Below are 19994 nucleotides of genomic sequence, written 5' to 3' on the forward strand. Positions count from 1 at the left end.
CCCGGGCCACCCGCGGCGCGCGCGGGTCGCCATCCCGTGGCGGCGTTGACACCTGCGGCGACCGGAAGGTAAACGCACCGGGCGCGCCGCGGGCGCCGGAGATCGCGAAGATGGCAGAGAACGAGGGCAGCAGCGGCTCAGCGGCGGCGGTGTTCGGCCGCGCCCGCCCGCCCTCCGTCTCCCTGCCGGATCGCGGGGTGGTCATCGGCCTGCGCTGGAGCGGCGTCGAGGGCGCGGGCAACCAGATCCTCGCCGCCAAGATCGAGTGCGGACGGACGAAGGTGCGGCTCACTCGCCTGTGGCGCCCGTTCACCGACGCGCCCGGCCGCCGCGACGTGCACGTGCGCTTCGCCGGCTGGCTCGCGGAGGAGGCGAAGTGGGCGGAGGGCCGGCTCGTCGTCGGCGTGGACTTCGCCCTGTCGCTCTCGGAGACCCACCTCCGCCAGCTCGGGCTGCTGCGCCAGGCGCTCCGCGGCCCGGCGGTCCTCGGCCGGAACCTCCACGAGCGGTTCGTGGGCGCGGGCGGCGACTTCACGGAAGGTGCAGCGCGGTTCCGGGACGAGCTCGGGAAGGATCGCCCGCGCGCGACCGACTGCTACCGCGGCGAGCTCGCCCCGCCCACGAGCGCGCGCACCTACCGCCAGACGTTCTTCGGGCTCTGCACGCTCGCCCACGTGCAGGCGAGCTTCCTCCCCTGGGATCCGCCGCAGCCGGGCAGGCCGTCCATCGCGGAGGTGCGGCCCGCCCACGTGGCGCGCGTCCTCTGCGGCGTGTGCGGCTACCGCGACGACGACCGCGACGGCGTCGCGCGGGCCTCCACCCGGGCGGCCATCCTGCGCACGCTGCGCAGCGCGGCGAAGCTCGAGTTCGAGATGGAGCAGGCGGCGCAGGTCGTCGAGGACGGCCGCGGGGAACACCTCGACGCCGTGCTCGCCGCCACGGGGGCGGCCGCCGCGTCGGAGGACGGGTTCCAGGGAGTCCCCTCGAACGTGCCGCGCTCGGAGGGATGGATCCACTCCGTGCGCGAGGAGCCGTGGCGCTGAGGGTGAAGGGGTCACGGCCGCGCAAGGCCTCGAGCGTCGTCGCCGCCCTGGAGGCGGTGCACCGCGACATCCAGGCGTTCCGGCCGGACGGCTTCGGGCCGCCCGTTCACGGTCCGGCCGTCGCGAGCCGGATCCTGCTCGTCGGCCAGGCGCCGGGCCCCCACGAGGCGCGCTTCGGCAGGCCTTTCGCGTGGACGGCGGGGAAGACCCTGTTCCGCTGGCTGGAGCGCGCCACCGGCGCGGACGAGCAGACCGTCCGCGCGCGCGTCTACATCGCCGCCGTGGTGCGCTGCTTCCCGGGCAAGACGACGGGCGGGGGCGACCGGGTCCCCTCGCCGGAAGAGTGCGCGCTGTGGCGCGGCTTCCTCGCGCGCGAGGTGGAGATCCTCGCGCCGCGCCTCGTGATCCCGGTCGGCCGGCTCGCCATCCAGGAGGTCCTCGGCCACACGGAGCCCATCGCGGCCGTGGTCGGACGCACGCTGAGGACGCAGTTCCACGGGGTGAACGTGGACGTCCTGCCGCTGCCGCATCCGTCCGGGGCCTCGACCTGGTTCAAGATGGAGCCCGGGCGCACGCTGCTCGAGGACGCGCTGGCCTTGCTCGCGCGCCACCCCGAGGTGGCGCGCGCGTTCCCGCGGAGGGCGGCGAGGTGACGGCGCGCCGCTCCAGGCCGTTGGGGCGGGTCGCGCTCGCCGTGCTCCTCGGCGCGGTGGCGGCCTGCAGCCACGCGCCCCGGCACGCGCCCGACGAGTCTCCGCGCCGGCCGTCCGCGGAGGCGCCCGCGGCGTCGGGCGAGGTGGGGCTGGCGAGCTTCTACGGGAAGCGCTTCCACGGGCGCCGCACCGCGAGCGGGGCGCGCTACGACATGAACGCGATGACCTGCGCCCACCCCCGCGCCCCGTTCGGCGCGAGGCTCAAGGTCACGGATCTCGAGAACGGACGGAGCGTCGTCGTCACGGTCAACGACCGCGGCCCCTTCAAGCGCGGACGCGTCGTGGACCTGTCGAGGGCCGCGGCCCGCAAGCTCGGCATGATCGAGCGCGGGCTCGCGCGCGTCCGCGTGGAGCGCGCGGACTGAACGACGGACCACGATCCGCGTGCACCGACGGTGATCGCGGGTCGCGCTCCGTCGTTCAGGCGGGACCGGAGTCCTCGAGCTCGGGCAGCTCCAGCACCGCGCGCGTCCCCCTGCCGGGCTCGCTCTCCAGCCAGATCGCGCCGCCGCTGCCCTCCACCACGCCGCGCGCGATGGCGAGCCCGAGGCCGCGGCCCCGCTCGTCGCGCCGGGTCGTGAAGAACGGGTCGAACGCGCGGCGGAGGACCTCGGGAGGCATGCCGGCCCCATCGTCGGAGACGGTGATGCGGACCGCGCCGGTGCGGCGCTCGGCGCGCACCTCCACCCGGCCGGCGCGGCCGTCCGGCACCGCGTCGGCGGCGTTGGCGAGCAGGCTCCCGAGCACGTGGACGACGTTCTCGGGGCGCGCGCGGACGACCAGGCCCTCGGGGATCTCCTCCAGGATGCGGATCCGATCGCCGGCGCGGATGCGCGCGTCGGAGATGGTCGCGCGCACCGCCTCCCCCACCGCGGTGCGTCCGCCCGGCTCCACGGCGGCGGCGCCGCCCGCGTCGGCGAGGGCGCGCACGAGCGCGCCGAGCCGGTCGAGCGCCGCCAGGGTGTCGGCCAGGGCCTCGTGCGCCTCGGGGGCGGCGGCGTCCGCGCGGCGGAGCGCGTCCTCCAGGAGCCGCAGGTTCGTCGTGATCACCGCGGCGGGGTCGCGGATCTCGTGGGCCACCGCCGTGGCGAACCGGCCCAGGGCGGCGAGCTTCTCGGACTGGTGGAGCGCCGCCTGGGCGTCGGCGAGCGCGCGCGTGCGGGCCTCGACGAGCTCCTCGAGCCGCGCGCGCATCGAATGCAGGGCGCGGGCGTTGTCGGCGAAGCGCACGGTGAGGGTCCAGTAGACCGCGACGATCGGCACGATGAAGCCGGTGTCCAGGAGGTAGGGGAGCGGGACCTGGCCGGTGGTCGCGAGGGCGTCGTTCAGGCCGAAGAGGATGAGGGCGCCGAAGGCGACGGCGTGCACGCCCGCGTGGCGGACCCCGCCGCGCCAGGCGCGGAGGAAGCGGTACCAGGTGACGACGGACGCGACGAGGAGCGCGGCGAAGACCGCGTAGCCGAACGAGGTGGGCAGCGCGTCGCGGTAGACCGCGCCGAAGGCAGGGAACTCGTGGCTCACGACCCGGTCCGAGAAGACCACGCCCGGGAGGGTGGCGAGCGCCGCGAGGGCGAGGATGCCACGCCGCACGCCCATCCGCAGGCGGTCCTCCCGCATCCCGACGAAGGTCGCGGAGTACCCGAGCCACGCCCAGAAGTGCGCGAGCGCGCTCGCCACCTGGAAGCGCGAGGTGACCGTCACCACCGCGTCCGGCAGCCCGAGCGTGGTGGCGAGGTTGCACACGGAGTACGCGGCCGCCGAGAACGCGACGAGCGAGAAGCCCTGCTGGTCGCGCCAGCCGGGGGCGAACGACAAGCGCCGCGAGAGCGCCCCGGAGAGCACCGCCACGAGCGCGGCCGCCGCGGCGATGGCGGCGGCGACGTTCACCGCCGGGCTCCCCCCGCGCGCGCCGCCTCGGCGCCGGCGCGGAGCGCGGAGATGGCGGCCCGGTAGTCGGGCGCGCCGAACACCGCCGTCCCCGCCACGAGCAGGTTCGCGCCCGCCCCGGCGACGAGCCCCGCGCGCTCGGCGTTCACCCCGCCGTCCACCTCGATCTCCAGCGAGGGGTTGCGCGCGTCCGCCAGCGCGCGGAGCTGCCGGAGCTTGTCCGTGCACGCCTCGATGTAGCGCTGGCCACCGAACCCGGGGTTCACGGTCATGACGAGCACCATCTCGCACTCCTCGATCACCCACTCGACCGCGGAGAGGGGCGTCGAGGGGTTGAGCGCGACCGCGGGGCGCGCGCCGGCGGCGCGGATCGCCTGCAGCGTGCGGTGGAGGTGGGGCGACGCCTCGGCGTGGACCGAGAGGAGGTCGGCGCCCGCCTTGGCGAACGCCTCCACGTACCGCTCCGGCTCGACGATCATGAGGTGCACGTCGATGGGGAGCTTCGTCACCTTCCGGACCGCCTCCACGACGAGCGGGCCGATGGTGATGTTCGGCACGAACCGCCCGTCCATCACGTCGACGTGCACCACGTCGGCGCCGGCCGCCTCGATCGCCCGCACCTCCTCGGCGAGGCGGCCGAAGTCGGCGGACAGGATGGAGGGGGCGATCCGGATCGGCGGGAGGGGCATGGGGGCCACAGTCTACGCGAGAGCGGCCGGCGCCGGGGGCAGCGCGGAGGCGCGGCGGAGGTCCGCGGCGCGGACCTTGGCGCCGGGTCTCACCCGACCAGGCGAGCGGCGTAGAAACCGTCGGTGCCGTGGCGGTGGGGCAGGGTGAGGAGATCCCCCTCCGCCGTGAGCACGTCGGACGGCACCGCGCCGCCCCCGGCGCGCGCGAGGCCGCTCCGGAGCGCGGCCTCGACGACGCGAGGCCCCTCGACCCGCGACAGCGAGCAGATGGAGTAGGTGATCGGCGCGCCGGGGCGCGCGTAGCGCGCGACGCCCGCCAGCACGTCAGCCTGCAGGACGGCCATCCGGGCGAGGTCCTCGGGCACGCGGCGGAGCTTCAGCTCCGGGTGGCGGCGCAGCGTGCCGAGGCCGGCGCAGGGAGCGTCCACGAGCACGGCGTCGAAGGAGCCGGCCTCGAGCCCCGGGATCGGCCGCGCCGCGTCGGCGCAGACGACGCGAACGCCGGCGAGGCCGCGCCGCGCCGCCTCGCGCGCGAGCTCCTCCGCCTTGCGCGGATGGAGCTCCACTGCGACGACCTCCGAGCCCGGCGCGAGCTGCTCGGCGAGGTGGAACGCCTTCCCGCCGGGCGCGGCGCAGGCGTCGAGCACGCGCGCGCGGGTGCCGCGCAGCCCGCCCGCCGCGTAGAGCGTCACGAGCTGAGCGGCCTCGTCCTGCACCTGGAAGGGGAGCCCTCCCGCCGCGCGGGCGAGCGCGGCGACCGAGGCGCCGGCGAGCAGGACTCCGTCCGGCGAGCGCCGGGTGGGCTCCGCGGCGAGGCCGGCGGAGCGGGCGCGCTCGACGAGCGCGTCTCGCGCCGGGGAGCGCACCGTGAGCGGCGCGGGCTGGTTCATGCCGCGCGCGAGGGCGAGCGCCTCCGCGGGCCCGAGCCACTCGACCCACTCCTCCGCGAGCCAGCGCGGCAGCGCCTCGGCGAGCGCGACGTGCCCGGCCGGATCGACCGAGAGCGGCGGCGGCTCGGGGAGCGCCGGCGCGCGGGCTAGGGCGCGCAGCACCGCGTTCACGTACCCCGCCGCGCGGCCGTGATCGACCGCCTTCACGAGGGAGACGGTCTCGCCGACCGCAGCGTGGGGGGGCTTCCCCATGAACAGCAGCTGATAGGCGCCGAGCCGGAGCGCCACGCGGGCGGGCGGGTCCAGCGCGCCGACGGGCCGTCGCGAGTGGGGCGCGAGGGCTGCGTCGAGCGTCAGCGAGCGGCGGAGCGTCCCGTACACGAGCTCGGTGGCGAGGCCGGCCTCGCGCGGATCGAGGGCGCCGGCTCCCGTCAGCGCGGCGTCCAGGGCGCGCGAGGCATACGCGCCGCCCTCGTCCACCCGGCGCAGGACCTCGAAGGCGATCTGGCGCGCGCTCATGTGCCGAACGTGAAGGTGCGGCGGCGAAGGCCGTTCGCGAAGTCCACCGCCGCCTGCGGGGGCCTCCCCTCGGGCTGCAGGCGGGTGACGAGGAGCGCGGTCCCGTCGCCGCACCGCACGGCGACGCCGCGGCCGGGCACGAGCGCGGCGGCGCCGGGGTCGGCGGCGAGCGCGCCCGCCGCCTCCGGCTCTTCGCGGACCTCCAGCAGCTTCACCGAGCGGCCGTCGAGCGTGGTCGTCGCCCCCGGCCACGGGGTGAAGGCGCGTAGCCGATCCCGGATCCTCCGTGCGCTCCGCGTCCAGTCCACCCGGCCGTCCTCCTTCTCGAGGATGCGCGCCAGCGTGGCGCGCGACGCGTCCTGCTTCACCGGCACGAGCCCGCCGTGCGGCAGCAGCGCGAGCGCCTCGACGAGCGCCTCGCCGCCGAGCGCGGCGAGCTTCGGGGCGAGGGACTCGGAGGTTTCGTCGGGCCCGATCGGCAGCACGCGCTGGAGCAGCACGTCGCCCGTGTCGAGCCCCTCGTCCATCTGCATGATCGAGACGCCCGTCTCCGCCTCCCCCTCGGCGATCGCCCACTGGATGGGCGCCGCGCCCCGGTACTTGGGCAGCAGCGAGCCATGCACGTTCAGGGCGCCGTGGGGCGCGAGCTGGAGGAGGTCGCTGCCGAGGATCCGGCCGTAGGCGGCCACCGCCAGGAGATCGGGCCGCAGCGCCTCGAGCTCGCGCGCGAGCCGTCCGTCGCGCACCTTCTCGGGCTGCAGCACCGCCACCCCGTGCGCGCGCGCCCAGACCTTCGTGGCGGGCTCGCGCAGCGCCTGGCCGCGCCCGGCCGGCCGATCCGGCTGCGCCACCACCGCCGCGACCTCGTGGCCCGCGCGGGCGAGCGCGTCGAGCGGGGGCACCGCGAAGGCGGGAGTTCCCATGAAGACGATGCGCATGAGGGGGTCTGTATAGGCGGGGTCGAGGGCGCGGTCGAGGGGGGACGGTGCGGCCCAGGTCGAGGTCGAGGTCGAGGTCCTTGTCATTCGTCACATCGGCTCGCGCTGGACTCGGGACGAGGTGCCGACCGCGCGCCCGCGGTGGGCACGCGCGAGGGAGCAGTACGAGCCAGGGAAAGCGGCCTACGAGGGGGCCGGAGGGCCGGCGTCGCCGCGCGTCCGCCGCGTCGCCGGAAGACGCTGCGGTCGGCTTTGCTCCCGTTCCGCCGACCGCGGTCACGTTGCCCACAAGCCCTGCTGAATGGCAGCTGGCGCGGTGCCGGCATGCCCCGTCCGCTCGGCGAGGTTTCCGCGCCGGAAGCGGTCCATGTGCTCGCGCCCGTAGGTCTGTTCGGCGTGCAACAGGTTGTGCGACCTGCAAGCGACCCGAAGATTGTCGCGCGTCGAGAGACCCCCGAGAGCCTGCGGGTGGATGTGGTCGAGCTCCAGCTGCCAGCGGCTGTCGCAGCGCCGCCCGTCCGGAGCGACCCAGGCGCAGCGTCCGCCGTCGCGCTTCCAGACCTCGCGCCGCACTATCGCCGGGATCGTGCTCGTGGGCGCGGCGGACTCGGTGGAGGGACGTGGCTCCCGGTCGGCCTTCCGCTGCCGCTCCGGCGCGATCGCGCCCTTGCGCTTGCCGTGCTTCTCGACGGCGCAGCGGATGGCATCCCGGAGCACCGCCGCGAGATCGCCGTCCGGGAACTCGTGCGAGAGCAGCGCGGTGAGCGTCTCGAGGTCCTCCTTGCAGGACGCGTCGATGGTGACCCGCAGCGACCAGCCGCTCTCGCTCACCGCACGGGTCTCCGCCCGCGCCTTCGGGCGAGGTTGGTCGGGTGGGGCGGAAACCGTGGCCGGCGACCCACCAGCAGCCGCCGGCGGCGCGGGGATCGCCTCCTGCGGCTCGGCAGGTCCGGCAACCACTGCCGCCAGCGGCAGCGCCGGGGCGCTCGCGGCTGAGGCGCGGTCGGGCAGCTTGCGCACGCCCGCCCGCGGAGCGGTGCGCGCCTGGAGCGAGGCGACGAGGTGATCCACCTCGGCCTTGGTGCGGTAGGCGGCCCGGGCGACGAGGTCGGGCAGGTTCTCCTCGGTCAGCACCTGGCCGAGCAGCTGGACGGTGGAGATGCAAAGGCGGCCATCTCGCAGGGCGTCCTCGAGGCTGGGAACCGGCGCAGCACCCGCATCGCCTGGATGCGTCGCCCCGCCGCGCCCTCGCGCAGGTGGAGCACCTCCAGGCAATACGCCCAGAGCGAGGGGTACCCGGCGTCCACGTACGCGCGGCGGCGATCGAACTCCTCGAGGTGGAGGAGGAACTCGACCTGGACGTCGCGCTCCTCGCCGGCGAGCTCGCGCAGGCGCTGGGCGAGCAGGGTCGAGTCGAGGGCGGAAGGGGCGATCGCGGGCATGGTGCACCTCCTGTGCACCCTTCGTAACACGCGATTTCCGCACCTCCTGAGACGCGCCAGATCGCGCCTGCGCCGCTTTCCGGGCCCGCCCCTTCGCCGTCCACGCGGCGCGCCGGACGCGCACGGCGCGCCCTGCCTGCGCTCGCGAGGAGCGTGTTCCCGACGCGCCGAAGACGTGCGAACGCGCGTCGCGGCGAACCACGTCAAGAGGGCGACGTTCACCCACCGCAACTGGGACTCGCGTGGCTCGCAAGAGCTATCGCTGGAGATAGCAGGGACTATTAGTGAACGCCGGCATGGGCGGAGACGTGCGCGCAACTTCCTCGGACCTGCTCTGCCCGCTGCCCAGTCACCGCGCCGACGCCGGTGAAGACGCACCGCGTGATGGGCAGAGGCGCGCCGGCGCGAGCGCTTCTCCCCTCGATGCCCGAGCCCCGTCTGCGTACGGGCGACGGCACACGACCTCCCGCATGCGTGTGCTGTCGCCGTGGGATGTGATGAATCGAGAGGTCGAGGTCGGGGACGGGGTCGGGGTCTGATCATCCCTCACAAGACGGGCGGCCGGATCGCGAAGGTGCTCACCCCCGAGAACCGCGCGGAGGTGCTGCCCCGGTTCTTCGGTCGCTCGCGCCGCGAGGCGGAGGCGGTCGCCGTGTCGCTCCGGCCGGCCGAGGTGGTGCCCACCCGCGAGGTCGTCACCGCGTTCCGGCCGGCCGCCATCCGAGCGGCCACGGTCCAGGCCGCGCTCCTGGCACCCTCGCCCGAGTCGCCGGCGCTTCGAGTCCACCCGGATGAACCGACCACTCCCGTCACGGTCGCTGCCCCGAGGCCCCTGCCCACTCCGCCGCCACCCCGCGAGTCCGTGGAGCGGCTCGACGCCGAGCTCGCCCGCGTGCACGTCACCGTCTCCCGCCGCTTCCTCGAGAAGCTCGAGGCCGCCACGGACGCGCTCGGGCATGCCTGCCCGGAAGGCAACGCGGCGGAGATCCTCGAGCGCGGCCTCGACCTCATCCTCGCCCAGCACGCGAAGCGCCGCGGTCTCGTCGAGAAGCCTCGGAAGAGCCGCGGAGGGTCCCGCCGCGACACGATCCCTGCCGAGCCATCGCGCCCTGCTCCTCACGGAGAAGGCGGACGAGGTGGGTTCGTGAGCTCGCGTGCGGTGGACATGTACGCAGTGTCTCATGCGAATTTCGGCCGTCCCCAGGCTCGCGAGAACGGCGCGAGGCGCGACCGATGACCAGGGGTGCCGCGCCCCCTCCCGCGCAGCTCCGGCGCCCTCCGGGTGGCCCGCGAACGCTGCGAGGCACGCGTTCTCGGGCTGCTCGCGCCGCGGAAAGCGAGCTGCAAGACAACCGTGTCAACGGTTACCGTCGGGCAAATGGGTTGCTCTGGCCATGGCCGGAAGCGCCCTGGCTCACCTACAGTGAAATGGCCTGGCTCCTCGGGAGTTCCGCGCCTCCAAGCACGCCCGTGCCGCGTCTCGCCCTCGGGTTTCTTGTTAGCCGATCGCGCGGCGACGGTTCCGGTCCTCGGTAGCGCTTCGGCCGGTCCCTCTCGTCTCGAGCCAGCTCGGGACCGCCCGCCTGGCGGATACAGCCGTTTCCGGGCAGAACCGTCGCCGACTTGTGATGGATGATGAGGTCGAGGTCGAGGAGGTCGGGGGTCGGGGCCCTTCGACTTCGCGCCGCGGCTGACGCCGCGTCGCTACGCTCAGGGTGGTCGGCCTCAGGAGATCCGACGGGGGCCGAGGTCGCGGTCGGGGTGTCGCGGTCGACGTTGAGCTCGAGGTCGGTCCCTACTCCACCGCCACCAGCACCAGATCGCACACGTGCGTCCCGGTCTCGAAGCGCGGGATGGCGACCCCGAGCGCCGCGCAGGCCGGGCCCGAGCGCGCCTCGGCGAGCGCGGCATCGAGGTCGACGCCGGCGGCGGCAGCCCCGGGAGCGGTCTCGCCGTCCACGACGGCGCCGGCGTGCTCCGTCGGGCCGTCGCGGCCGTCGGAGCCGGCGGCGAGCGCGGCGGCGGGGAGCCCCGCGAGCTCCTTCGCGGCGAGGAGCGCGAGCGCCTGCGCGCGGCCGCCGTCGGGGTGGGCGGCGGCCGGGACGCTGATGGTGGGCTCTCCGCCGAGGGCGAGCAGCCGCGGGCCGCGGCCGGCGTTCGCGCGCGCCCACGCGCCGAGGCGCGCCGCGACCGCGGCGACGTCGCCGGTGAGCGGCGCGGGATCCGCCTCGGCGGAGATGCCCCGCTCGGCGGCGGCCTCGGCGGCGGCGCGCGCGAGCTCGGTAGGCCCGGCGAGGAGGCGGTGCGCGATCGTGGCGAAGCGAGGGTCGCCCGGCTTCGGCGTCTCGCGGCCCGCCGCCGACTCCGCCTCGACGAAGGCGCGGACCGCCGCCGGCAGCGCCCCGCGCGTGCGGGTGCGGTCGAGGACCGCGCCCACGTCCGCCCAGGTGGTGGGGTCGGGCACGAGCGGACCCGAGGCGATGGTGGAGAGGTCGTCGCCGGGGACGTCGGAGAGGACGAGGACCCGCACCGGCGCGGGCGCGAGCCGGGCCCCGAGGCGGCCGCCCTTCAGGTCGGACAGGTGCTTGCGGACGGCGTTCAGCTCCTGGATGGTCGCGCCTGCCCGCATGACGGCGGCGAGCGCGTCGGCCTTCTCCTCGAGGGAGAGCCCCGCCGCGGGCGCCACCGCCAGCGCGCTGCCGCCGCCGGAGAGCAGGACGAGCGCCGTCGCACCCCCGTTCGCGTCGGCCCAGGCGCGGATCGCCTCGCCCGCCGCGAGCGAGCCGCGCGTCGGCCGCGGGTGGCCCGCCGCGATGGCACGCGCGCCCGCGGGGGGGCGCGTTCCCTCCGGGTGGACGCAGAGCGGGTGCCGCGCGCGGTCGCCGAGCGCGGCGAGGGCCGCCTCGATCATTGGGGTAGCAGCTTTCCCGAGCGCCAGCACGCGCACCGGGCCCGGCGGCAGCGGGGAGCTCGCGAGCTCCGCCGCGACGCGTCGGGCCGCGTCGAGCCGATGGAGGGCTGCGCGGTAGATGTCCTCACAGGTGGACGCGAGTGGGCGTCGGGCTTGCATCGTCACCTCCCGTGCGGCAGCGTCGTTGCGGTGCGAGGGGCAAGCGATAGAATCGCCTGTCCCCGGCGACGCCGGGCCGAGAGGGGAGCATCGCATGGCCGAGGCATCCGCCGCTGCCGACGCGCCGGGGGCCGGGCATCACCGGCGCCGGTACCTCGTCGACCGCGGGTTCCAGCTCAAGTACGCGCTCCTCATGGCGGGCGCCGGGCTGGCCGTTGCGCTCGTGTTCGGCCTGTGGCTCCACCAGGCGCACGTCCAGGCGACGGCGCTGCTCGCGTCGGACCCCGAGACGCGCGCCCTCGTGGCCCGCAGCGATCGCGTCCTGCTCGGCGCGTTCGGCGCGATCGCGCTGCTCCTCGCCGGCGCGCTCGGGCTCCTCGGCGTGGTCGTCACCCACCGCGTCGCCGGCCCCGTGTTCGTCATGGGCCACTACGTGCGCGTGCTCTCCGAGGGGCGCTTCCCGCGCATGCGGACGCTGCGCAGGAGCGACGAGCTCAAGCCCTTCTTCCGCACGTTCATCCAGGCGGTCGAGGCGATGAAGGCACGCGAGGCGCGCCACGCGGCGGTGCTCTCCGACGCGCTGCAGCGCATGTGCGCCGCCTCCGCGCGCTCGCCGGAGCTCGCCCCCGCCATCGAGGCGCTGACCGCCGCCCTCGCCGAACGCCACAGCGCCCTCGCGCTCGACGACTCCGAGCCGACGCCCATCGCCGTCCCCGCGCCGCAGCGGCGCGCCCTGCCGTAACCCCCGAGGAGCACGACATGCGAACCCTCCCCGCCGTCCTCGCCTGCCTCGCCCTCGCCGCCTGCGGGAGCCCCAGCGATCCGGAGGGCTGGGCGAAGCGTGCCGCAGGCCGCAGCCGGCTGGACGAGAAGCTCGAGGCGCTCTCGCACGTCCGCAAGGTCCAGGGGGACCGCCGGGCCGCCGTCCCGCACCTCGTCGCCGTGCTGAAGCAGGCGCCGCGGGCGCGCGCCGAGGCCGCCCTCGCCCTCGGCGAGATCGGCGATCCCGCCGCCGCCGCGCCGCTGCTCGCCGCGCTCGACCCGGCGCCGAAGGACCGGGACACGATCGACGCGAACCGCCGCATCGCCGAGGCGCTCGGGGCGCTCCGCGCTCGCGAGGCGGTCCCCGCGCTCCAGGAGCTGACCGCGTCCCCCGACGGCTACACGCAGGTCGCGGCGGTCGACGCGCTCGGCCGCATCGGCGATCCGGCCGCGGTCGACACGCTCGTCGCCATCGCCACGGGCGATCGCGTCGAGCCGTTCACCGCGAAGAAGGCGCTCCTCGCGCTCGGCTCGATCGCCGATCCGCGCGCGGGGAAGGCCGTGCTGCGGATGCTCTTCGAGGAGCGGCCCGGCGTCTCGTTCTTCCCGGAGGCCGCGTTCGCCGCCTCCCAGATCGGCGCGCCCATGACGGCGCCGCTCCTCGCGGTGCTCGAGGGGCGCGACGCGGAGCTCGCAGGCTGGGCGCGCCAGCGCGGCGTCGTGCCGGGCGCGCTCTTCGCGAAGTCGGCGCAGCTGCTCGGCGACGTCGCCGGTGCGGAGGCCGTCCCGGCGCTCGTGCAGAAGCTCTCGTACCAGGACGCCGATCCCCGCCTCGCGCTCTACGTGCGCGTGTTCGCCGCCGAGTCGCTCGGGCGCATGCGTGCGCAGGAGGCGGTCCGGCCGCTCGCGAGCCTCCTCCCGCGAGAGCGGGATCCCGACGTGCGCGACCGCTATTGCGACGCGCTGGCGCGCATCGGCGATCCGGCGGCGCTCCCGGCGCTGCGGGCCGCCTCGGGGTCCCCCGACGCGCGGCTCCGCGACGGCGCGCTCGCGGCGCTGTCGCGCATCGGCGGCGCGGCGGAGCGCCCGGTCGTGGAGGCGGCGGAGCAGCGCGCCTGCGCGGGCGGCTGCGACGCCGCCCGGAAGGCGGCGTTCGCGGGCAGGACGGCCCGGCTGGACGCGGCGGCGGCTTGCGGCGTGGACCCGGCCTGCTGGGCGGGCAAGCTCGCGGATCCCATCGCCGCGGTGCGCGACCGCGCCGCGCTCGAGGTCGGCCGGAGGGGGAGCGCGCGCCACGCCGCCGCGCTCACCGACGCGCTCGTCCGGCCAATCGAGCAGGACGCCGACGTCGCCGCCCGTTACCACGCGGTGCTCGGCCTCGGCTGGCTGGCCTCGCGGGAGAAGCTCGGCGCCGCCGGCGCGGACCTCGCGGGGAAGATCGACGGCATGATCGCCCACGACCGCGGCCGGACCCTCACCGCGCGGGTGAACGAGGACGCGCTGCGGCTCGCCGCGCGCCTCCGCCGCGAGGCGCGGTAGCGCCCCTCGCGCAGCCCCCGGGCGATCGCCCTCGGGCGGTCGCCTCGCGAGCACGGCGCCGGCTCTACCTCGCGACCTGCTTCCGCTTCGACTCGGCGGGCTTCTCCCACGCGCTCGGGAGGAGGTTGAACGGCAGCAGCTTCGCGAGGAGCGGGAGGAGCAGCATCCCGCCGGGCGCGGCGAAGATCGCGAGCGCCGGCACCGCCTTCGCGAGATCGATGAGCTGCGCCTTCACCTTCTTCTTCTCGTCGCGCGAGAGCGCGCCGCCCGACGCCGCCCGGGCGAGGAGCTGTCCGAGCTCGCCGGTCTCGCGGATCTCGGTGACGAGCGCCTCGAGGTTGTCGGTCACCGCCACCGTCACCCGCTCGACGACCTCGTCCGTGGCGACGTCGAGGTCCGACGCGAGGCCCTGCCAGGCGCGGGGGCCGTCGCCGAGCGCCTCCAGCCAGTCCGCGTGGTCCGCGTGCTGCGCCGCCGCCTCGATCTCCGCGCTGGCGATGGCCTGGGCGTCGAGCCCTGCCGCCCGCACGAACCGCTCGACCCACGCCGCGGGCTCCTCCTCCACGAGCTTGAGGCCGAGCTGCGCGAGCCGGAGCTGCTCGAGGAGGAACCCGCGCACGCGCTCCGGCGCCGCGTCCGCGATCGCCTCGGGGTCGCGGGGCGCGACGATGGCGCGGCGCGCCTCGCGCGCATCGGCGCGGCCCAGCCCGAGCCTCGCGATCTGCCGCTGGCGCAGGACGCGGACCGCCGCGCCGTCGCCGTCGCCGGCGGCGCCGAGGAGCCCGGCGAGCGCCTCGACGAGGAGCAGGGTCTCGCGGGCGGCGTAGGCGCCGTGGCGCGCCAGCGCGGCGCCCACGAGGCGGCCGTCGCGGTGGTACCCGCTCACCACGCGCGCGAGGCGGCGGCGGAGCACCGCGACCTTGCCGGCGTGGAGCGGCAGCGCGTGAGCCGGCTCGGCGGGCGGATAGAACCGCGCGTGGAGCGCCTCGGCCGCGCCGCGCACCGCCCGCTCCACGGCCCGGTCGCTGGCGCCGCCCGGCTGCTCCGGCTCCGCCTCGATCGCCAGGGCGTGCTCGCCGGCGGCAGCGGCCAGCGCGGCGGCGATCTCAGCACGGCGCCGGGCCCGCACGAACGGATCGCCGCGCAGCAGGGCGAGGTCGAGCGCGAGACCGATGTGCGCGCGGACCTCGTCGAGGAACACGTCTCGCGCAGAGGCCGGGCGATCCGCCCCCTCGCCCGGAACGCGCACCGCGACCCGCCGGCGCAGCGAGCGGGCCACGAGCAGGTTCGCCGCCGGCGCGAGATCGAGGGGAGTGGATGCCGCGGCACGCACGTCGGCGGGAAGCCGCGCGCGGGCCTGGTGGGGATCGTGGCCGAGCAGCTCCTCGTCCAGGAGCTGCTCGAGCCAGCGTCTGTCGCTGAGCCGTCTCGGCACGGGGCGTCCGGGGCGGCGAGTGTAGCGTGCCTGGCAGGGGCCGCGCTCGCCCGTCCGGGCGCAAAGGGGGGAGGGGCGGGGGCGTTCGCCCAAGTGTCCGGAAGATCAGCGTCCGGACCGGGCGCGCCCCTTCTTCTCCTCCGCCTCGTCGGGCGGGGGCGGGGGCACCGCCACCGGGCCGCGGCGGATGCCGAACTTCTCGAAGAGCTTTCCCTCCACCTGCTGCAGCACCTCGGGGTGCTCGCGCAGGAAGGCCTTCGCCTGCTCACGGCCCTGCCCGATGCGCTCGCCGCCGAAGCTGAACCAGGTGCCGCTCTTCTCGACGATGTTCTCGTTCGAGCCGAGATCGAGCAGGTCGCCTTCGCGGCTGATCCCGTGGCCGTACATGATGTCGAACTCGACCTCCTTGAACGGCGGGGCGACCTTGTTCTTCACCACCTTCACGCGCGTGCGGTTGCCGATGACCTGGTCGCCGTCCTTGATCGCCCCGATGCGGCGGATGTCGAGGCGCTGCGTCGCGTAGAACTTGAGCGCGTTGCCGCCGGTGGTCGTCTCGGGGTTTCCGAACATGACCCCGATCTTCATGCGGATCTGGTTGATGAAGATGACGATGGTGGAGGACTTGGAGATGGTGCCGGTGAGCTTGCGGAGAGCCTGGCTCATGAGGCGCGCCTGCACGCCCATGTGCGCGTCGCCCATCTCGCCCTCGAGCTCGGCCTTCGGGACGAGGGCGGCCACCGAGTCGACCACGAGCACGTCGATGGCCCCCGAGCGGACGAGCGTCTCCGCGATCTCCAGCGCCTGCTCGCCGGTGTCGGGCTGCGAGATGAGGAGATCGTCGGTGCGGACGCCCAGCTTCCGGGCGTAGCCGACGTCGAGGGCGTGCTCGGCGTCGACGAACGCGGCGATGCCGCCCTTCTTCTGGGCCTCGGCCACCGCGTGCAGCGCGAGGGTCGTCTTGCCCGAGGACTCCGGGCCGTAGATCTCGATGATCCGGCCGCGGGGGAACCCGCCGACGCCGAGGGCGATGTCGAGCGAGACCGAGCCCGTCGAGACCGCCTGGACGTCCTTCACGAGCGCCTCCTCGTTGCCGAGGCGCATGATCGAGCCCTTCCCGAAGGCCTTCTCGATCGACGAGACGGCCAGCTCGATCGCCTTCTCCTTCTCCGGTGCGACGGCCATGGTCCTTCCTCTCCTTGCGGGGAACGCCTCGCGCGCTCCCGGCCATGCGGCGGTGGAGGTCTCTCTAGCAACACGCCCTGACAGGCGCCGCCGTCGGACCTGAACAAGTGGATACTGAACGGATGCTCGGTCGTCAAGGAGACGGCCCGGCGCACGATCCCGGGCCTGCGGCGGGCGTCCTCGCTCCTTGCGCATGCGTCGCTCGACTCCAGCCCGCTTCGCGGGCTTACGCTCGGGACGAGCGGGACATCGAAGGCGCCTCGGCGCGCGTCGCTGCGGGTGCCCGCCTCGGGTCCATTCATCCCGAGCGTAGCTCGCGCGCTCGCGCGCGAGCGAAGTCGAGGGACTGGCTCCTGCGCCTTGTGAACGCCGCCGAGGCGTAGCCGCCAGTCAGGCAGACGCGCCGCCGCCGCCTACCAGGAAACCGCCCGGCTCCAAGCCCAGCCGGCGGACCGCCGTCTCCCAGCGCTGCTCGAGCGGCACGTCGAACACGAGATCGCTGCCCTCGAGCTCGAGCGGCACCCACGCGCCGGCGGCCACCTCCCGCTCGACCTGCATCGGCGCCCAGCCCGCGTAGCCGAGGAGGAGCAGGAACGGGTCGCCGCGCGGCGCGCGCACCAGGGCCTCGAGCAGCTCGCGCGAACCTCCCAGGGACAGGCCGTTGCCGACGGGCACCGCTCCCTCCGCGTCCGCGCCGATGCCGCCCGGGCGGAAGAGGATCCAGAGGCGCTCGGGCTGGACCGGCCCGCCCACCAGCACCGGCGCGCCGGCGCGCCCGTTCGCCTCCGCGGCGCGGCGGAGATCCTCGTCCACGCTCGCGAGCACCTCCGCGACCGTGACCGGGCCTGGGCGGTTCACCACGAACCCCAGCGCGCCCTCGCCGTGGTGCTCGGCCATGAGCACGAGCGAGCCGGCGAAGTTCGGGTCGCCCAGGGCGGGCGCTGCGACGAGGAAGCCGGGGGCGAGGCCGGAGGGCGCGGGGCTCGGCATGGTGTCTCCGCGGCCGCGCCGACGGGCGGGCCACCCCCAGATCTCTCGCGACGGGGCGCTCCGCGCAACCCGCGTCGCGGACGGGCCCCCGCCGGTCACAGGCGAGCTCGGGACAGCCCCTCAGCGCGCCGGCGCGGGGGCGGGCGTCGCCCGCCGGCGCGCCGGGAGCGGATCCACCGTGCTCGCCTGCGGTCCCTCGTCGCCGCGCGTCTCGACGAAGCGGACCGCCCGGCCGACGCGGAGCCGCGAGAAGAGCCCGCGCAGCACGGCGTTCGCGTGGAAGTACACGTCTCGCCCGTCCGCCGTGCGGAGGAACCCGTAGCTCTCCTCGGGGAGGAGGCGGGCCACCACCGCCTCCTCCGCCGGCGGCGCGTGGGACTTCACGCGGCCGTCGATGCGCCGCACGCGGTCCTCGAGCTGCCGGCGCGCCTCGCGGAACGCCTGCTTCACGACGGCGTAGAGATCGGCGTGGGTATCGGTCCGCGGCGGGTTGCGCCCGACCACGATCTTGCCGCGCGGCACCGAGACCTCCACGCGGACGCGGTACTGCGAGCCGCTGTGCCGGTGGTGGCGGCTGGGCGCCTCCAGCTTCACCGAGCACCCGACGATCCGGTCCGACGCGCGCTCCAGGCGCGCCGCCTCGTCGCGGATGAGCGCCGACACCGCGGGCGAGGGCGCCACGTTCCTCCAGCCGATCTCGATGGGCTTCTGCATCGCTCGCCTCCCACTTCCCACTTCGTCCCGTCCCGGGCAGCGCCCCGGCGTCCGCGCGCCTCACCGCGAGCTCCCGCCGTGGGCTCGGTCCGGCGCCCGCGTGACGCGGGCGAGTCGACGGGCGAGCCCCTCGAGCGGCAGCGTGTTCAGCACGTCCTTCGCCTCGAGCCACCCGCGGCGCGCCACCCACACTCCGTAACGCAGGTTCGCGAGCTGGGCCGCGTCGTGCGCGTCCGTCGAGATCACCACCGGCACCCCCGCCGCCCCGGCGGCGCGGCACCCGGCGTCGGTGAGGTCGAGCCGCTCGGGCATCGCGTTCACCTCGAGCGCGACCCCCTCCTCGCGCGCCACGGAGAGCAGGCGCTCGAGGTCCAGCGGGTAGGCGTCCCGCAGGCCGAGCTCCCGGCCGGTGGGGTGCGCGAGCACGTGGACGACGCCGCTGCGCAGCGCGCGCTCGAGGCGCTCGGTGGTGCGCGCGGACGAGTCCCCGAAGCGCGCGTGGACGCCGGCCACGACCAGATCCATGTCGGCGAGGACGTCCTCGGGGAGGTCGAGCGCGCCGGAGGGCAGCACGTCCACCTCCACCCCGGCGAGGAGCTGCGGCTCGCCGCCGAGGCGCGCGTCGAGGGCGCGGACCTCCGCGGCGTGCGCCCGCAGGCGCTCGGCGTCGAGGCCGAGCGGGCGGGAGCGGGAGTGGTCGGTCACCGCGAGGTAGCGGCGCCCGAGCGCGCGTGCCGCCCGGGCGAGCTCCTCCAGGGTGGAGCGCCCGTCGCTCGAGGCGCGGGAGTGGACGTGCAGGTCGCCGAGGAGCTCCGACTCCTCGACCAGGCGCGGCAGCCGCCCCGCCTCGGCGGCCTCGAGCTCGCCTGACCCCTCCCGCAGCTCGGGCGGGATGAACGGCAGCCCGACCGCCCGGAAGACCTCGATCTCCTCGGCGCCGCCGAGCCGCCGGCCCTCGCGGTCGAACACCCCGTACTCGGAGAGGTCGAGGCCACGCTGGGCGGCGCGCCTCCGGATCGCGACGGTGTGCTCCTTGCTGCCGGTGAAGTGGTGCAGCGCCGCGCCGAAGCAACCGGGCGGCAGGACCCGCAGGTCCGCCCGGATCCCCGCGCGCAGCCGCGCCTTGGCCTGGGTGGTGGTGGTCGCCTGCCCGAGCACCGGCTCCACGCCGGGGAGCCCGCAGAAGGCGCGGAGCACGGGCGCCGCGTCGTCGGCGGCGACGAGGAGTTCGAGATCGTCCACCGTCTCCGTGCGGCGGCGGAGGCCGCCGGCCACCTCGGCGCGGCGCACCCCGGGGACGGTGCGCAGCCGCGCGAGGATGCCCTCGGCGTACTCGAGGGCGCGGTGGAGCGGCATCCGTCCCGCCCGCGCCCGGTGACGCGCGATCGCGGCGAGCAGCGCGCGCGCCCGGGCCGGACCCATGCGCGTCGCCGCCAGGATGCGCCCCGAGCGGCAGGCGTCCTCGAGGGCGGCCAGATCGGTGACGCCGAGCTCCTTCCAGACGGCGGCGACCGCCTTCGGCCCCATCCCCTCGAGCCGCAGCATGGCGAGCACGCCGGGCGGCACGCCCGCGGCGAGCCGGCCGTGCTCGCGGCACTCTCCGGTCTCGACCAGCTCGCCGATCCTCTCGGCGAGGTGGGCGCCCACCCCGTGCAGCTCCCCCGCGCGCCCCGCCCGCCACAGCTCCGCGACCGAGGCGGGGTGGAGGTCCACCGCCTGCGCCGCGCGCCGGTAGGCGCGCACCTTGAACGCGTTGCCTTCTGAGAGCTCGAGGAGGTCGGCGATCTCCGAAAGGACCCGGGCGATCTCGGCGTTCTCCATCCCCGCCTCACCGCGCGCCGCCACCCGCTCCATCCTGGCGCGGCGATCTCATGCTACGCCCGCGCGCCGGCGCGCCGGCCGATGCGATGCGGGGCGCTTCCGACGGTGGTCCCCGGGCGAGCGCGAGGCGCCCCCCGGCCGTACGCCCCGCGTGCACGCGAGCGCGCGCGCGGGTGTGGACGGCCCGCCTCCCGGGCGGCGCGGCGCGCGCCCTCTACCGCCGCCCTCGAGCGAGACCGCCAGGCTCGCGCCGCCCGCGGCCCACCTGCGCGGTTGCCGCGCGGCGTGCCGCGGCGGATCCTGCGGGCGTTGCCGGGACCGCCGGCGGCTTCGAGCGGCTCCGGCCCGCGTCGCGCGACG

At 76.0% G+C, this 19994-nt stretch carries 16 protein-coding genes and 1 pseudogene; 6 read left to right on the top strand and 11 right to left on the bottom strand.

All coding sequences use genetic code 11. The features are described from left to right. The first annotated feature begins 110 nt into the window (after nt 1-110). Genes ANAE109_RS02260 through ANAE109_RS02270 form a run of 3 tightly spaced genes read left to right on the top strand, consistent with a single transcriptional unit; the run spans nt 111 to nt 2121 of the window. Nucleotides 111-1043 carry a DUF429 domain-containing protein gene (locus ANAE109_RS02260; RefSeq protein ID WP_011984764.1) on the top strand — a complete coding sequence of 311 codons (933 nt, stop codon included), beginning with the start codon at nt 111-113 and terminating at the stop codon, nt 1041-1043. After that, entirely contained in the window at nt 1034-1696 is a 663-nt protein-coding gene (locus ANAE109_RS02265; protein WP_011984765.1) for a uracil-DNA glycosylase family protein, read from the top strand. Before ANAE109_RS02260 ends, ANAE109_RS02265 begins: the two co-directional genes overlap by 10 nt. Beyond that, complete coding sequence (locus ANAE109_RS02270) at nt 1693-2121, top strand: septal ring lytic transglycosylase RlpA family protein (protein WP_011984766.1); 429 nt, start codon at nt 1693-1695, stop codon at nt 2119-2121. Before ANAE109_RS02265 ends, ANAE109_RS02270 begins: the two co-directional genes overlap by 4 nt. Before the next feature lie 55 nt (nt 2122-2176). Here the strand turns inward: ANAE109_RS02270 and ANAE109_RS02275 are convergent, their stop codons facing one another. From ANAE109_RS02275 to ANAE109_RS02295, 5 genes and pseudogenes are all read right to left on the bottom strand, one after another. Next, entirely contained in the window at nt 2177-3643 is a 1467-nt protein-coding gene (locus ANAE109_RS02275; RefSeq protein ID WP_011984767.1) for a sensor histidine kinase, read from the bottom strand. Then, entirely contained in the window at nt 3640-4332 is a 693-nt protein-coding gene (gene rpe / locus ANAE109_RS02280; protein ID WP_011984768.1) for a ribulose-phosphate 3-epimerase, read from the bottom strand. Before rpe ends, ANAE109_RS02275 begins: the two co-directional genes overlap by 4 nt. Nucleotides 4333-4421: 89 nt before the next feature. After that, entirely contained in the window at nt 4422-5741 is a 1320-nt protein-coding gene (locus ANAE109_RS02285; protein ID WP_011984769.1) for a transcription antitermination factor NusB, read from the bottom strand. After that, a complete protein-coding gene (gene fmt, locus ANAE109_RS02290; RefSeq protein WP_041448062.1) occupies nt 5738-6679 on the bottom strand; it encodes a methionyl-tRNA formyltransferase in 942 nt (313 codons plus the stop codon). Before fmt ends, ANAE109_RS02285 begins: the two co-directional genes overlap by 4 nt. Nucleotides 6680-6955: 276 nt before the next feature. Beyond that, a pseudogene (locus tag ANAE109_RS02295) lies at nt 6956-8121 on the bottom strand (HNH endonuclease). A gap of 574 nt (nt 8122-8695) precedes the next feature. Here ANAE109_RS02295 and ANAE109_RS02305 point away from each other — a divergent pair. After that, a complete protein-coding gene (locus ANAE109_RS02305; protein WP_234945225.1) occupies nt 8696-9358 on the top strand; it encodes a hypothetical protein in 663 nt (220 codons plus the stop codon). Nucleotides 9359-9916: 558 nt separating this feature from the next. Here ANAE109_RS02305 and ANAE109_RS02310 read toward each other — a convergent pair. Next, nucleotides 9917-11287 (bottom strand): glycerate kinase, encoded by a 1371-nt coding sequence (locus tag ANAE109_RS02310; protein ID WP_011984773.1) that lies wholly within the window; start codon nt 11285-11287, stop codon nt 9917-9919. On the opposite strand from ANAE109_RS02310, the gene ANAE109_RS02315 reads away from it, so the two are divergent. Together ANAE109_RS02315 and ANAE109_RS02320 are read left to right on the top strand one after the other, a co-directional pair. Then, entirely contained in the window at nt 11286-11933 is a 648-nt protein-coding gene (locus ANAE109_RS02315; protein WP_041448066.1) for a hypothetical protein, read from the top strand. The two genes, ANAE109_RS02310 and ANAE109_RS02315, sit on opposite strands and share 2 nt — an antisense overlap. A 17-nt stretch (nt 11934-11950) precedes the next feature. Then, nucleotides 11951-13492, top strand: coding sequence for a HEAT repeat domain-containing protein (locus tag ANAE109_RS02320; protein WP_011984775.1), 1542 nt, complete (start codon nt 11951-11953; stop codon nt 13490-13492). A gap of 64 nt (nt 13493-13556) precedes the next feature. On the opposite strand, the gene ANAE109_RS02325 is transcribed toward ANAE109_RS02320, so the two are convergent. From ANAE109_RS02325 to polX, 5 genes are all read right to left on the bottom strand, one after another. Then, nucleotides 13557-14927 (bottom strand): LETM1 domain-containing protein, encoded by a 1371-nt coding sequence (locus ANAE109_RS02325; RefSeq protein WP_143827885.1) that lies wholly within the window; start codon nt 14925-14927, stop codon nt 13557-13559. 105 nt (nt 14928-15032) lie between these two features. Continuing rightward, nucleotides 15033-16109, bottom strand: a complete 1077-nt coding sequence (gene recA / locus ANAE109_RS02330; protein WP_011984777.1) for a recombinase RecA — start codon at nt 16107-16109, stop codon at nt 15033-15035. 390 nt (nt 16110-16499) lie between these two features. After that, on the bottom strand, nt 16500-17099 hold the full coding sequence (locus ANAE109_RS02335) for a YqgE/AlgH family protein (protein WP_011984778.1): 600 nt from the start codon (nt 17097-17099) through the stop codon (nt 16500-16502). 120 nt (nt 17100-17219) lie between these two features. Continuing rightward, nucleotides 17220-17813 carry an HPF/RaiA family ribosome-associated protein gene (locus ANAE109_RS02340; RefSeq protein ID WP_011984779.1) on the bottom strand — a complete coding sequence of 198 codons (594 nt, stop codon included), beginning with the start codon at nt 17811-17813 and terminating at the stop codon, nt 17220-17222. A 60-nt stretch (nt 17814-17873) separates the two neighbouring features. Continuing rightward, nucleotides 17874-19634, bottom strand: coding sequence for a DNA polymerase/3'-5' exonuclease PolX (gene polX, locus ANAE109_RS02345; protein WP_011984780.1), 1761 nt, complete (start codon nt 19632-19634; stop codon nt 17874-17876). Between the last annotated feature and the right edge of the window lie 360 nt (nt 19635-19994).

The organism is Anaeromyxobacter sp. Fw109-5 (assembly GCF_000017505.1).
Classification (GTDB): domain Bacteria; phylum Myxococcota; class Myxococcia; order Myxococcales; family Anaeromyxobacteraceae; genus Anaeromyxobacter.

Bases quoted from the DNA above. Each gene is read 5' to 3' on its own strand.
- rpe (WP_011984768.1), bottom strand. From the start codon at position 4,332: ATGCCCCTCCCGCCGATCCGGATCGCCCCCTCCATCCTGTCCGCCGAC.
- fmt (WP_041448062.1), bottom strand. From the start codon at position 6,679: ATGCGCATCGTCTTCATGGGAACTCCCGCCTTCGCGGTGCCCCCGCTC.
- ANAE109_RS02310 (WP_011984773.1), bottom strand. From the start codon at position 11,287: ATGCGATGCTCCCCTCTCGGCCCGGCGTCGCCGGGGACAGGCGATTCT.
- ANAE109_RS02320 (WP_011984775.1), top strand. From the start codon at position 11,951: ATGCGAACCCTCCCCGCCGTCCTCGCCTGCCTCGCCCTCGCCGCCTGC.
- recA (WP_011984777.1), bottom strand. From the start codon at position 16,109: ATGGCCGTCGCACCGGAGAAGGAGAAGGCGATCGAGCTGGCCGTCTCG.
- ANAE109_RS02340 (WP_011984779.1), bottom strand. From the start codon at position 17,813: ATGCAGAAGCCCATCGAGATCGGCTGGAGGAACGTGGCGCCCTCGCCC.
- ANAE109_RS02260 (WP_011984764.1), top strand. From the start codon at position 111: ATGGCAGAGAACGAGGGCAGCAGCGGCTCAGCGGCGGCGGTGTTCGGC.
- polX (WP_011984780.1), bottom strand. From the start codon at position 19,634: ATGGAGAACGCCGAGATCGCCCGGGTCCTTTCGGAGATCGCCGACCTC.
- ANAE109_RS02315 (WP_041448066.1), top strand. From the start codon at position 11,286: ATGGCCGAGGCATCCGCCGCTGCCGACGCGCCGGGGGCCGGGCATCAC.
- ANAE109_RS02285 (WP_011984769.1), bottom strand. From the start codon at position 5,741: ATGAGCGCGCGCCAGATCGCCTTCGAGGTCCTGCGCCGGGTGGACGAG.
- ANAE109_RS02335 (WP_011984778.1), bottom strand. From the start codon at position 17,099: ATGCCGAGCCCCGCGCCCTCCGGCCTCGCCCCCGGCTTCCTCGTCGCA.